At 78.0% G+C, this 12595-nt stretch carries 8 protein-coding genes; 4 read left to right on the top strand and 4 right to left on the bottom strand.

Annotated features, from left to right (window positions below):
• Nucleotides 1-39 precede the first annotated feature (39 nt).
• Both D5H75_RS25860 and D5H75_RS25855 read right to left on the bottom strand, forming a co-directional pair.
• A complete protein-coding gene (locus D5H75_RS25860; protein ID WP_119929120.1) occupies nt 40-1290 on the bottom strand; it encodes a cytochrome P450 in 1251 nt (416 codons plus the stop codon).
• 161 nt (nt 1291-1451) lie between these two features.
• Nucleotides 1452-2654, bottom strand: a complete 1203-nt coding sequence (locus D5H75_RS25855; protein ID WP_119929119.1) for a cytochrome P450 — start codon at nt 2652-2654, stop codon at nt 1452-1454.
• A gap of 247 nt (nt 2655-2901) precedes the next feature.
• On the opposite strand from D5H75_RS25855, the gene D5H75_RS25850 reads away from it, so the two are divergent.
• Together D5H75_RS25850 and D5H75_RS25845 are read left to right on the top strand one after the other, a co-directional pair.
• Complete coding sequence (locus D5H75_RS25850; RefSeq protein ID WP_202638502.1) at nt 2902-3861, top strand: FAD binding domain-containing protein; 960 nt, start codon at nt 2902-2904, stop codon at nt 3859-3861.
• 150 nt (nt 3862-4011) lie between these two features.
• Nucleotides 4012-6915 carry a molybdopterin-dependent oxidoreductase gene (locus D5H75_RS25845; protein WP_119929117.1) on the top strand — a complete coding sequence of 968 codons (2904 nt, stop codon included), beginning with the start codon at nt 4012-4014 and terminating at the stop codon, nt 6913-6915.
• Between the two features lie 135 nt (nt 6916-7050).
• Here D5H75_RS25845 and D5H75_RS25840 read toward each other — a convergent pair whose 3' ends face one another.
• Nucleotides 7051-8541 carry a GMC family oxidoreductase gene (locus D5H75_RS25840; RefSeq protein WP_119929116.1) on the bottom strand — a complete coding sequence of 497 codons (1491 nt, stop codon included), beginning with the start codon at nt 8539-8541 and terminating at the stop codon, nt 7051-7053.
• 219 nt (nt 8542-8760) lie between these two features.
• Here D5H75_RS25840 and D5H75_RS25835 point away from each other — a divergent pair, with 219 nt between their 5' ends.
• Both D5H75_RS25835 and D5H75_RS25830 read left to right on the top strand, forming a co-directional pair.
• Entirely contained in the window at nt 8761-9867 is a 1107-nt protein-coding gene (locus tag D5H75_RS25835; protein WP_119929115.1) for an XdhC family protein, read from the top strand.
• On the top strand, nt 9864-11042 hold the full coding sequence (locus tag D5H75_RS25830) for a methyltransferase (RefSeq protein ID WP_119929114.1): 1179 nt from the start codon (nt 9864-9866) through the stop codon (nt 11040-11042). The genes D5H75_RS25835 and D5H75_RS25830 overlap by 4 nt, the downstream gene beginning before the upstream one ends.
• A 110-nt stretch (nt 11043-11152) precedes the next feature.
• Here the strand turns inward: D5H75_RS25830 and D5H75_RS25825 are convergent, their stop codons facing one another.
• A complete protein-coding gene (locus D5H75_RS25825; RefSeq protein WP_202638501.1) occupies nt 11153-12403 on the bottom strand; it encodes a condensation domain-containing protein in 1251 nt (416 codons plus the stop codon).
• Nucleotides 12404-12595: the final 192 nt, after the last annotated feature.

The following is a 12595-nucleotide window of genomic DNA, read 5'->3' as shown; positions in this document are numbered from 1 at the left end:
GGCGCGGTGGTTCAGGCGCGGTGGTTCAGGCGGGGCGGTTCAGGCGGGGCGGAGGGACAGCGGCGCCGAGATCAGGCCGCGCACGTTGGGGTGGCGGCGGCGGACCGGTTCGCCCGCGGGCTCGATCGCGGCGGCGCGCGAGACCAGCGCCCCCAGGGCGGCCGCGCCGACCGCGCGGGCGAGCAGCACGCCCAGGCAGTGGTGCGCCCCGCCGCCGAAGCCGAGGTGCGGGTTGGGCCGCCGCCCGACGTCGAGCCGGTCGGGGGCGGCGAACGCGCGCTCGTCCCGGTTGGCCGAGGCGAGCAGCAGGAGCAGGAACCGGCCCGGCCGGAGCGTGCGGCCCTCGATCTCGACGGGCTCGGCCGTGGTCCGGGAGATCCACTGCAGCGGCGGGTCGTACCGCAGCAGCTCCTCCACCGCCGACGGGATCAGCGAGCGATCGGCGCGCAGCCGGGCGTACTGGCCCGGGTTCCCGGCCAGCTCCAGCGCGCCGCCGCCGACGAGGTGGACGGTCGTCTCGAACCCGGCGAAGAACAGGAAGACCGCGTTGTCGGCGACCTCCTCGTCGGACAGGGAGTCGGCGCCCTGCCGTACGGCCAGCATCCGGGACACCAGGTCCGGGCCCGGGCGGGCGCGGCGCTCGGCGATCAGGCCGCGGGCGTACGCCTTGAGCCGGCGGGCCTCGGGCTCCCCGTTGCCGCGTTCGGGGGTCACGAACGGGATGAGGATGATCGCCCGGCCCAGCTCGGCGGCCAGAGCGGCGACCTCGTCCCGGTCGGCGGCGGGCACGCCGAGCATGTCGCAGGCCACCCGGGTCTGGAGGGGGAGGGCGAAGTCTCCGACGGCGTCCAGCGGGCCGTCCCCCACGCCGTCGAGCAGGTCGCCCGCCGTGCGCGCGGCCAGGCCGGTCAGGCGGCGGACCGCGGCGGGGTTGAGCGCCCGCGCCAGCAGCCCCCGCACGCGCGGGTGCGCGGGCGGGTCCAGCGCCGACACCAGGCCGGGCAGCTCGGCGTTGGGCCGCGCCGCCCCGAGCACGCGCTCCACCACGTCGCCGTACGGCTCGCGCCCCGGCAGCAGCGCCGGGCGGCCGAGGCCGTCGGGCACCCCGTGGCCGAGCCGGGGGTCGCGCAGGAGCGCGGTCACCTCGGCGTGCCGCGTCACCGCCCAGGTGGCCGGTCCGGCGCGGCACAGCGCGCCCGCCTCGCGGAGCCGGGCGTACGTGGGGTACGGGTCGTCGAGCAGGGCGGGGTCGAACACGTCGAACTTCGGCGGTAGGGCAACAGCGCTCATGGTCGCTTCCTGTGCCGGGCTCCCTGGCCTTCACTCTGAAGCCAGAGTGAAGCGCCGTCCCGGGTCTGGCAACCCGGGCGGGCCGCCGCGGCGGGAGCGCGTGACGCCGCCGCCCGGGCATACGCGGGCATCCCGGGCGAACGCGGCGCGAGCCGTACGGCTCAGGCGGGGCGGAGGGCCACGGGCAGGCGGGTGAACGCGCGCAGCGGGCCGGGGGAGCGCACCGGAGGGCCCGCCGGGGCGATGTCGGCGACGCGGCGGGCGAGACGGGTGAAGACGATCTCGCCCTCGGCTCGGGCCAGGGCCGCGCCCAGGCAGAAGTGTGGGCCGCCGCCGAAGCTCACGTGCGGGTTGGGGGAGCGGGCCGGGTCCAGCCGGTCGGGGTCGGGGAACCGGCGCTCGTCGCGGTTGGCGGAGCCGATGAGCAGCAGGAGCATGCGGCCGGGCCGGAGGGTGCGCCCGCCGACGGTGACGGGTTCGCGCACGAGGCGCACCCGGCTCTGGATGGGCGCGTCGTGCCGCAGGAACTCCTCCACGGCCGTGGGCACGAGCCCGGGGTCGTCCCGGAGCCGGTCCAGCACGCCGGGGTGGCCGAGCAGCGCCGCGCAGCCGGTCCCCAGCAGGCTCGTCGTGGTCTCGAACCCGGCGAAGAACAGGAAGACCACGTTGTCGACGATCTCCCCGGCGGTGAGCCGGTCGTCGCCCTCCTGCGCGCTGAGCAGCCGGGACAGCAGGTCGTCGCGGGGCTTCACGCGCCGCTCGGCCAGCAGCCCGCCGATGTAGTCCCGCAGCCACACCACCGCGCGGTCGGCGGCCTCCCGGCCGGCGGGGTCCCCGCTGGCCGCGATCGCCCGGCCGAGGTCGAACGCCCTCGGCCGCACCTCGGCGCGGTCGCCGGGCGGGATGCCGATCAGCTCGCAGACCACCATGATCGGCAGGGGGAGGGCCAGGTCCTCGGCCGCGTCCATGCGCCCGGCCTCCAGCGCGGGCGCGAGCAGCCCGTCCGCCAGCTCGCCGATCCGGCCGCGCAGGCGGCGCACCGCGCCGGGGGAGAACCCCTGGCCCATCAGGCGCCGCAGCCGCACGTGGGCGGGGCGGTCCTTGTAGAGCATGATCCGCTGCACGAAGTCCCCGGCGGGCCCGGGCCCCGCCGAGAGCCGGTGGTACGCCTCGGGGAGCTCGGCGCCCAGGCGGGGGTCGGACAGGAGCGCGGCGACCTCGTCGTACCGGGTGACCACCCACTGCGCGGGCCCGCCCCGGCACAGCGGGCCGGCCTCGCGCAGCCGCGCGTAGACGGGATAGGGGTCGTCGTGCAGGCCGGGGTCGTGGGGGTCGAAGCGCGGGGGTAGGTGAGCAGCCTCCACTCCGCCACTATCGGCCGCGGGGCGGTCTCCGGCAACGCCCGGGCGGAAGGTCCGACATGTGATCTACTTTGTAAAGCGCCCAGGTATGGAGTGTCTTGTCCGATTCGCTCTGAACCTGGGTCGCCAGGCGAACGGCACGGCCCCCGGCATTCGGGACAGAAGCCACGACCTGCGGCGGGCTTCTCGACGAGGTCGGCGGGCCTGGTTATTGTCAGGGTGCCCTCGACGCGGAACCGAGGTGGCTCACGTGAAGCCTGCGTCTTTCACCTACCACGCCCCGACCGCGGCGGCCGAGGCCTCGGCGCTCCTCGCCGAGCTCGGACCGGCCGCCGCCGCCCTGGCCGGGGGGCAGAGCCTCGTGCCGGAGCTGGCGGCGCGCCGGGCGCGGTTCGCGCACCTGGTCGATCTCAACCGGGTGGCGGAGCTCGCCGGGATCACCCTGGACGGCGATGAGCTGCGCGTCGGGTCGATGACGCGGCAGCGGGACGCCGAGCGCTCCACCGAGGTGCGCGAGGCCGCGCCGCTGCTGGCGCTGGCCCTGCCGTGGCTGGGGCCGCCGCAGGTGCGCAACCGCGGCACGGTCGGCGGCGCGCTCGCCCAGGCCGACCCCGCCGGCGACCTGCCCGCCGTGGCCGTCGCGCTCGGCGCGCTGCTGGAGCTGGGCGGGCCGGCCGGGACGGTGCCCGCCGGGGCCCGCTTCACCGGAGCCCGCCCGGCGCCGGGGCCGCTGCTCACCGCCGCGCGGTTCCCCCGGTGGCCCGCCGGCTCGGGGTTCGGGTTCGAGCGGGTCGCGCCCCGGGCGGCCGGGCGCGCCCTCGCCGGGGCAGCCGTCGCGCTCGCCCCCGGCGCCGCGTGCCGGATCGTGCTGTACGGCGTCACCCCCGCCCCCGCCAGGCCGCGCGCGGCGGAGGAACTGGCCCTCGCGGGCGCCCCGGCGGAGGAGGTCGCCCGCGCGGCCCTGCGCGACCTCGGTCTCCTGCCCGGCCCGCCCGATGAGCCCGCCGTGGAACGTTCCGGGCCCCGGCGCCCCGCGCCGGGCGGGGCGGGCGACGGGGGCCGGGAGGAGGTTCCGCACGGCGGCGCGGATGGCCCGGACGGCTCGCGGCTTCCCCGGGGTGCGCGCGCCTCCGCGGCGGTCCGGGGCCGGCTCGCGGCGCACGTCCTGGAACGGGCGCTCCGGAGCGCCAGGGAGAGCGCCGGGGCCTGACGGTCCGCCGCCCTGGGGCGGCGCGAACGGCGGGGAGCGGCGCGTGGGCGAGGGGGGCCGGACGCCCGGCGGTGGCGCGGGGCCGGCGGTGTGGCCAGGGGAGGACGTCGGGCGGGGGAGCGGCAGGTCGAGGCGGGCTAGGAGGAGCCGATGCACGACATCGTGGTCCGGGTGAACGGGCGGACGGTCCGGGGACGGGTGGCGGGGCGGCGGACGCTCGCCGACTTCCTGCGGGAGGACTGCGCCCTGACGGGGACGCGGGTGGGCTGCGAGGAGGGGGAGTGCGGGAGCTGCACGGTGCTCCTGGACGGGCGGGCGGTCCTGGCGTGCCTGGTGTTCGCGGTGCAGGCCGACGGGGCCGAGGTCGTCACGGTGGAGGGCGTGGGCGGGCCGGGGGAGGAGCTGGCGCCGGTCCAGCGGGCGCTGCGCGAGGAGCACGGGGTCCAGTGCGGCTTCTGCACGCCGGGCGTGGTGATGGCGGCGACCGGGCTGCTCCGCGACGGCGTGCCCGAGGACGAGGGCGGCCTGCGGCACGCCCTGGCGGGCAACCTGTGCCGGTGCACGGGCTACCAGGGCATCGTCCGCGCCGTCCGCCGCGCCGCCGCCGAGACGCCGCCCCCTTCCCCCGGGGCGGCCACCCCGGGGGAAGGGGGCGCGCCGGGCGCGGCGGGCGCTCCGCCGTACGACCCGGGCGGCGGGGACGCGGGCCGGGGGCCGTACGGCGTGGCGGGGGGTCCGGAGAGCGGGCGGGGGCGGCCGGGCGAGGGGGCGCGGGCGGAGCGGGGGCGGGTCGGGCGGCGCGAGGACGCCCGGCTGCTGACGGGGCAGGGGCGGTTCGTGGCGGACGTGGCGCTGCCGGGGATGGCGCACGCGGCGTTCGTGCGCAGCCCGGTCGCGCGCGGGCGGATCACGCGGCTGGACGCCGGGCGGGCGCGCGGGCTGGACGGGGTGGTCGCGGTTCTCACGGCGGCGGACCTGAACCCGCGGGCGGGGTCGCTGCGGGCGACGCCCATGCTCGGCGTGAAGGGCCCGGCGCTGACGCCGCTGGCGGAGGGGCGGGTGCGGTTCGCCGGGGAGCCGGTGGCGCTGGTGGTGGCCGAGAGCCGGTACGCCGCGGAGGACGCGGCCGAGCTGGTGGAGCTGGAGATCGAGCCGCTGCCGCCGGTGCTGGACGTGCGGCGGGCGGCCGAGGACGCCGAGCACCTGGTCTACGACGAGCTCGACACGAACGTGAACGAGCAGATGACGTTCCCGACGCGGCCGAGGCTGCGGGCGGCGCTGGAGAGCTCGCCGCACGTGGTGCGGGCGACGTTCCGGCAGCAGCGGCTGGCGAACGCTCCGCTGGAGACGCGGGGGATCGTGGCGTCGTACGCGCTGGGGGAGCTGCACGCGTGGATCTCGACGCAGAATCCGCACGAGGCGCGGCTGGCGATCTCGCGGGCCACGGGGGTGCCGGAGCACAACGTGCGGGTGACGGCGCGGGACGTGGGCGGCAGCTTCGGGCAGAAGTTCTGGACGGGGCGGGACGAGCTGGCGGTCGCGGTGGCCGCGCGGCTGCTGGGGCGTCCGGTGAAGTGGATCGAGGACCGGCGGGAGAACCTGACGACGGCCGGGCACGGCCGGTCGGACGAGGGGGAGTGCGCGTTCGCGCTGGACGGGGAGGGGCGGTTCCTCGGCTGGTACCTGGATCACCTTGAGGATTCGGGGGCGTATCCGACGGGCGTGATCGGGGGCGCGGGGCCGTTCGTGGGGATGATGTTCACCGGGCCGTACAAGGTGCCGATGCACGCGTTCCGGTTCCGGTCGGTGCGGACGAACACCTGCCCGCGGGCGGCGTACCGGGGGCCGTGGACGTTCGCGACGGTGGCGCGGGAGCAGATGATCGACGAGGTCGCGCGGGAGGTGGGGCTGGACCCGGTGGAGCTGCGCCGGCGGAACGTGGTGGGGGCGGGCGATCTGCCATACACCATGCCGACGCGGATGGTGCTGGACCGGGTGACGCCGGCGGAGACGCTGGAGCAGGCCGTGGCGCTGCTCGGGTACGACGAGTTCCGGCGGGAGCGGCGGCGGGCGTTCGAGCGGGAGGGCAGGCTGCTGGGGGCGGGGGTGGCGCTGTACGTGGAGCCGTCGGGCGGAGGGACGATGGACCCGATCGGCAGCGACACGGCGACGGTGCGGGTGGCGCCGAGCGGTGCGGTGACGGTGCATCTGGCGACGGGGTCGCACGGCCAGGGCGTGGAGACGACGATGGCGCAGCTCGTGAGCGAGGAGCTGGGCGTGCCGCTGGAGGACGTGGCGGTGGTGCAGGGGGACACCGCGTCCACGCCGTACGGCCGGGGCACGGGCGCGAGCGGGACGGCGGTGATCACGGGCGGGGCGTGCCGGGCGGCGTGCGCGCGGGTCCGGGAGAAGGCGTCGCGGATCGCGGCGCATGTGCTGGGGGCGGATCCGGGCGAGGTGGTGGCCGAGGGCGGGGTGTTCCGGGCGGGACCGGGCCGGGCGCTGGAGTGGGCGGAGCTGGCGCGGCTGGCCTACCACGACACGGGGCGGCTGCCGCCGGGGGAGACGCCGGGCCTGGAGGCGGCCGGGAGCTACAAGGCGCCGCCGATCACCTGGTCGAACGCGTGTCACGCGTGCGCGGTGGAGGTGGAGCGGGAGACGGGGCGGGTGCGGGTGCTGCGCTACGTGGTGTCCGAGGACTGCGGGGTGATGATCAACCCGATGGTAGTGGAGGGGCAGATCGCGGGCGGGGTGGCGCAGGGCGTGGGCGCGGCGCTGTTCGAGCGGGCGGGGTACGACGCGGCGGGGAATCCGCTGGCGGTGTCGTTCGCGGAGTACCGGCTGCCGACGGCGGCGGAGGCGCCGGAGGTGCGTTTCGGGCACGTGGAGACGCCGTCGGACACGCCGGGCGGGCACAAGGGCATGGGCCAGGGCGGGGCGGTGGGCTCGCCGCCGTGCGTGTTCAACGCGGTGGCCGACGCGCTGCACCTGGTGGGGGCGCGGGTGTACGAGACGCCGCTGACCCCCGAGGCGATCCTGGCCACGCTGCCCTGACGCCCGCCCGCGCAGGCGTTCCCGGCGGCCGTACGGCGGTGCGGGCGCCGCCGTACGGCTCCGGCGCGGCCTGGCGCGGCCGATGCGGCCCGGTGCGGCGTCTCGCGGCGGGGGCTGCGGGCTCGAGCGGGCGGGTCAGAAGGCGCGGGCGAGGTGTTCGGCGAGCAGGACGGCGGTCAGGTGGGGCGGGCCGCCGACGGGGGCGGGCAGGAGGGACAGGTCGGCGACGCGCAGGTTCTCGACGCCGAGGACGCGGCCCGCGGGGTCGGTGACGGCGGCGGGGTCGCCGGGGTCGCCCATGCGGCAGGTGCCGGCGGCGTGGCTGTGGCCGCCGCAGGTGGCGAGGAGCCAGGCGTCCAGGTCGCCGGGGCGGTCACGCAGGCGGGCGATGTCCGGCGGCGGGCCGGGGGTGACGCGGGCGAACGGCGCGGAGCGGGCGAGGCGGAGCGCGTGGCGGAGGGCCTCGCGCATCCGGGCCAGGTCGCCGGGGTCGGTGAGGAGCCGCAGGTCCACCTCGGGGGGCGTTTGGGGGTCGCCGTCGCGCAGCCGTACGCGGCCGGTGGAGACCGGGCGCATGAGGGAGACGAGGAGCCCGCCGGAGGCGGTGGTCAGGCCCCGGTCGAGCGGGAGGATCTGCACGTCGCCCGGGAGCCCGTCGCGGCCGGCGGTGACGGGCAGGCGCAGGACGCAGGCGCCGGAGACCGTGTCCAGGGAGGGGGCGCGGGCCTCGGGGCGCAGCGGGAGGGGGAGCAGGGCGGACGGGTGGTCGGACAGGCCGGCGCCGACGCCGGGCAGGTCGGCGACGCGGGGGAGGCCGAGGTCGCGCAGGTCGCGGGCGGGGCCGATCCCGGAGCGGAGCAGGAGGGCGGCGGTGTGGACGGCGCCCGCGCACAGCACGACCTGGCCCGCCGTCACGCGGCGGGTCCCGTCCGGGCCTGCGGTCTCGACGCCGGTGGCGGCCCGCCCGCGGAAGAGCACCCGGGTGACCTCGGTGTCGCCGAGCACGCGCAGGTTGGGGCGGTCGCGGGCGGGTTCGAGGTAGGCGTCGTTGGTGCTGACGCGCATCCCGTCGCGGCGGTTCCAGGTGGTGGGGGACAGGCCGGCGGCGTCCGGGGCGTTGAGGTCGGGGTGGCGGGGGTGGGGGGTGTCCCACAGGGCCCGGCTGACCGGGCCCCAGGCGGCGGCGGGGACGCGGGTGATCGGCACGGGGCCGTGGCGTCCGTGGCCGGGCTCGCCGCCGTGGTCGAGGTCGTCCTCCAGGGCGGCCAGCAGGGCGCGGGCGCGGTCCCAGGTCCAGCCGGGCCAGCGGGCGACGTCCTCGGGCCGGGGGCGGACGGCGAGCTGGCCGTTGACGGCCGAGCCGCCGCCGACGCCGCGGCCGCAGGCGTACGCCCGGGGGCGCTGGGCGGGGGTGGCGCGGGCGAGCAGGGGCCAGCGGAAGGCCCGCAGCGCCAGGGCGCGGCTGAAGTTCGGGCCGCGCAGGGCGGCGGGGGTGTCGGCGGACCGGTAGTCGGGGCCGGCCTCGATCAGCAGGACGCGGCGGGAGGCGTCCTCGGAGAGGCGGGCGGCCAGCACGGCTCCGGCGGATCCGGCGCCGACGACCACGACGTCGGGGATGTCGCTCATCGGCGGGTCACCGTCCGGCCGGGACCGACCGGTTCGGGGGTTTGCGGCGCTCTGCGGGTTGTGCGGGTGACTGGTGGGGGATGTGGTGATCCGTGGGGAATCCGGCCTGGTGGGGGCATGGGGGCGGGGGCCGGGGCTAGTGAACTCATGCCTTGACGGTGCCTCGGTGCCGGGGAATCGTCCAGGTGGCCGGTGTGCCGACGGGCGGAGGCGGTAGCGATGCGAGATGTCCTGGATTCCATACACACGTGGTATTCGTCCGGCGAGACGTTCGGCCTCGCGACGGTGGTGAGCACCTTCCGCAGCGCTCCCCGGGAGCCGGGGGCGGCGATGGCGGTCTCACCCGGCGGGGAGGTCGTCGGGAGCGTGTCGGGCGGCTGCGTCGAGGGCGCGGTCTACGAGGCGGCGCAGGAGGCGATCAGGACCGGGCGGCCGGTCCTGGAGAAGTACGGCGTGAGCGACGACGACGCCTTCGCGGTCGGGCTCACCTGCGGCGGGATCCTGCACGTGTTCGTCGAACCGGTCAGCCGCGAGACGTTCCCCGGGCTGGACGAGGTGGCGGCCGCCGTGCGGGAGCGGCGGCCGGTCTCGGTGGCCACGACGATCTCGGGCCCGGGACGGGTCGGCGCGCACCGGCTGATCTGGCCGGACGGGGCCGCGGGCTCGCTGGGCCCGGCCGGGCTGGACGCGGCCGTGGACGACGACGCCCGCGGCATGCTGGCCCAGGGCGCGACCGGCGAGCGCCACTACGGCCCGAACGGCGAGCGCCGCATGGACGAGGTGGGGGTGTTCGTGCAGTCGTTCGCCCCGCCGCCGACGATGCTCGTGTTCGGGGCCATCGACTTCGCCGCGGCCGTGGCCAGGATCGGCCGGTTCCTCGGCTACCGCGTCATCGTGTGCGACGCGCGCGGCACGTTCGCCACCAAGAGCCGGTTCCCCGACGCCGACGAGGTCGTGGTCGAGTGGCCGCACCGGTTCCTGGCCCGCACCGGCGCGGACGGCCGCACGGCGATCTGCGTGCTGACCCACGACCCCAAGTTCGACGTGCCGCTGCTGGAGGTGGCCCTGCGCACGCCCGCCGGGTACATCGGGGCCATGGGCAGCCGCCGTACCCACGACGACCGGATGAAGCGGCTCAGGGAGGCCGGCCTGACGGAGGAGGAGCTGGCGCGGCTGCACTCGCCCATCGGGCTGGACATCGGCGCCCGCACCCCCGAGGAGACCGCGGTGTCGATCGCCGCCGAGCTCATCAGGGACCGCTGGGGCGGCACCGGCCGCCCGCTGGGCGCCACCGAGGGCCGCATCCACGGCACGCTCGCCCCATGACCGCCCCGCGCCGCGAGACCGGGGGAGGCGCCCGCGCCGACGCCAGGGACGCGGCCGTGACCCGCGGCGCGCCGGAGCCTGCGGGCGCGCCGGAGACCCGGGACGCGGGCCCGGAGGCGGGCGGCCCGAAGGCGGGCGGCCTGGAGACGGGCGGCCTGGGAACGGGTGATCTGGAGGCAGGTGATCTGGAGACGGCGGTGGAGCTGTGGCGGCTGGCCGACCCGTCGGTGGCGTTCGCGCTGCGCGCGGTGGCCTCGCTGGGCGTGCCCGACCACCTGGCGGCCGGGCCGCTGACCGTGCCGGAGCTGGCCGCCGCGAGCGGCGCCGACCCCGCCGCGCTGGGCCGCGTGCTGCGCGCCCTGGCCGCCAAGGGCGTCTTCGAGCAGGCCGGGCCTGGCCGGTACGGCCTGGCCGGGCCCGGGCAGGCCCTCCGCTCGGACCACCCGCTGTCGCTGCGCGAGGCGTACGGGCTGTGGCCCGAGCACGTGCGGGCCTGGGCGGAGTACGCCCACAGCGTTCGCACGGGCGAGGCCGCCTTCGAGCGGGCGCACGGCGTGCCGCACCGCCGGTACCGCGCGGACAACCCCGCGGAGGACGCCCGCATGGACCGCGCCCACCGCGCCGCCACCCGCGTGGACGTGCTCATGCTGGTGCGGGTCTACGACTGGTCGGCGGTGCGCACGGTGGTGGACGTGGGCGGCGGCACGGGCGCGTTCCTCGTGGGGCTGCTGTCCCGGTTCCCCCGGATGCGCGGCGTGCTGTTCGATCTGCCGCGCATGGTGGCCCGCGCCGGCGAGGTGCTGCCGGGCTCCGGTGTCGAGGACCGCGTCGAGGTGGTCGGCGGCGACTTCTTCGAGGCGGTCCCGCCGGGCGGCGACGTCTACGTCCTCAAGGCCGTGCTGGGCGGGTGGGCCGACGAGCCCGCCCGCCGCATCCTGGCCACCGTGCGGGCCGCGATGCCCCCCGGCGCGCGCCTGCTGGTGATCGAGCCGATCCTGCAGTACGGCGCGGCCTTCACCATGGGCAACGTCGTCCACCTGCAGTCCCTGGTCCTGTACGGCGGGCCCGACCGCACCCGCGAGGACTACGACCGGCTGGCGGCCGAGGCGGGGCTGCGGGTCACCCGCGTCGTCCCCCGGGCCACCCTGCCCATCCTGGAGCTCGTCCCGCTCTGACCGCCCCTCCCCGCGTACGGCCCCGCGTACGGCCTCCGCCCGCCGGGCCGTACGCGGGCCGTGCGCGGGGCCGTACGCGGGCCGTGCGCGGAGGGCCGGGCGGGGGCGTGTCAGAGGGCGGTGACGGGGCGGGAGGGGTCGGCCGCGGCGGCCGCGGCCAGGCGGGCGTACTCGGCGGCGAAGCCGCGCGCCCAGGCGGGGTCGGCCCGGTCCTCGGCGTAGAAGAGCTTGGCGGCGAACCCCCGGCCGCGGGGCATGAGGGCCAGCTCGAAGTCGAACCGGCCCGCGACGTCCGGCACCAGCCCCCGGAACTCCACCCCGCCCGCGCGGACGGCCGCGTCCAGCGGCTCGGCCAGGAGCTGGAACACCACGTCGTCCAGACGGACCGGCCCGCCGCGCGCGGTGGCCTGGGGGAGCAGGTGGAACGGCAGGCGCTGGTGGGCGGAGGCGTCCAGCACCGTGGTGCGGGCCGCGTCCACCAGGTCGGCGAAGGTGGCGCGGGGCGGCACGCTCGTGCGCAGGACCAGCAGGTTGGCCAGGAAGCCGACGGTGCGCTGGACCTCCGGCCGGGTGCGGTTGGCGAACAGCGAGGCCACGGCGAGGTCGTGCTGCCCGGTGGTGCGGTGCAGCAGCGCGTAGTACACCGCCAGCAGCACCGCGAACACCGTCGTGCGCCGGGCCGCGGCCAGTTCCCGCAGCCCGCCGGCGCCGGCCGCCTCGACCAGTTCGCTCAGCCGCCGCCCGCCCCCGCCGCCCGGCTTGAGCGGCAGCGCGGGCGGGGTCACCCCGGCCAGGCGGGCCTTCCAGTACTCCTCGTGCCTGCGGAAGCCGCCCCGGCCGAGCGAGCGCTCCTGCCACAGGGCGTACTGGGCGTACTGCCAGCCCACCGGGGGCGGCGGCGGGCCCTCGCCCAGCAGCGCGGCGTACCCGGCGGCCAGGTCGCGGAACAGGACGTCGCACGACCAGGTGTCGGTGACCAGGTGGTGCATGTTGAGGCACAGCACGTGCTCGCCCGGGGAGATCCGCCACAGCCGGGCCCGGACCGGGCGTTCCACGGGGTCGATGCGGGTGCGCAGCTCGGCGGTCAGCGCCTCGTCCACCGCCGCGCCGGTCCCGGCCCCGGCGTGTTCCAGCGGCAGGGGGCCGGGCGGGTGGATCACCTGGACCAGGTTCCGCCCCGCCCCCTCGAACGTCGTGCGCAGGGACTCGTGCCGCGCGGCCAGCCCGTCCAGCGCCGCCTCCAGCGCCGCCGTGTCCAGCGGCCCGCCGATCCGGCACACCATCGGGCAGTTCAGCGCCCCGCCCGCGCCCCGGTACCGGTCGAGGAACCACAGCAGCCGCTGCCCCGCCGACGCCGGCAACCGCCGCGCCCCGCCCGTCCTGCCTCCCGCGCCTCCCGGCGCCCTGCCTTCCGGGCCTCCCGCCACCGCGCCGCCTCCCATCCGTCCGCCCGCCCGATCCCGGCGCCGGGCCCGCGCGGGCCCGGCACGTCCCATCCGGCCGCGTCCTGTCCGCCCGCGTCCTGTCCGCCCGCGCGGCATGAGCGCCACGTC

This window comes from Bailinhaonella thermotolerans (genome assembly GCF_003594875.1).
GTDB lineage: Bacteria > Actinomycetota > Actinomycetes > Streptosporangiales > Streptosporangiaceae > Bailinhaonella > Bailinhaonella thermotolerans.
This window is presented reverse-complemented; position numbering and strand designations above follow the sequence as displayed.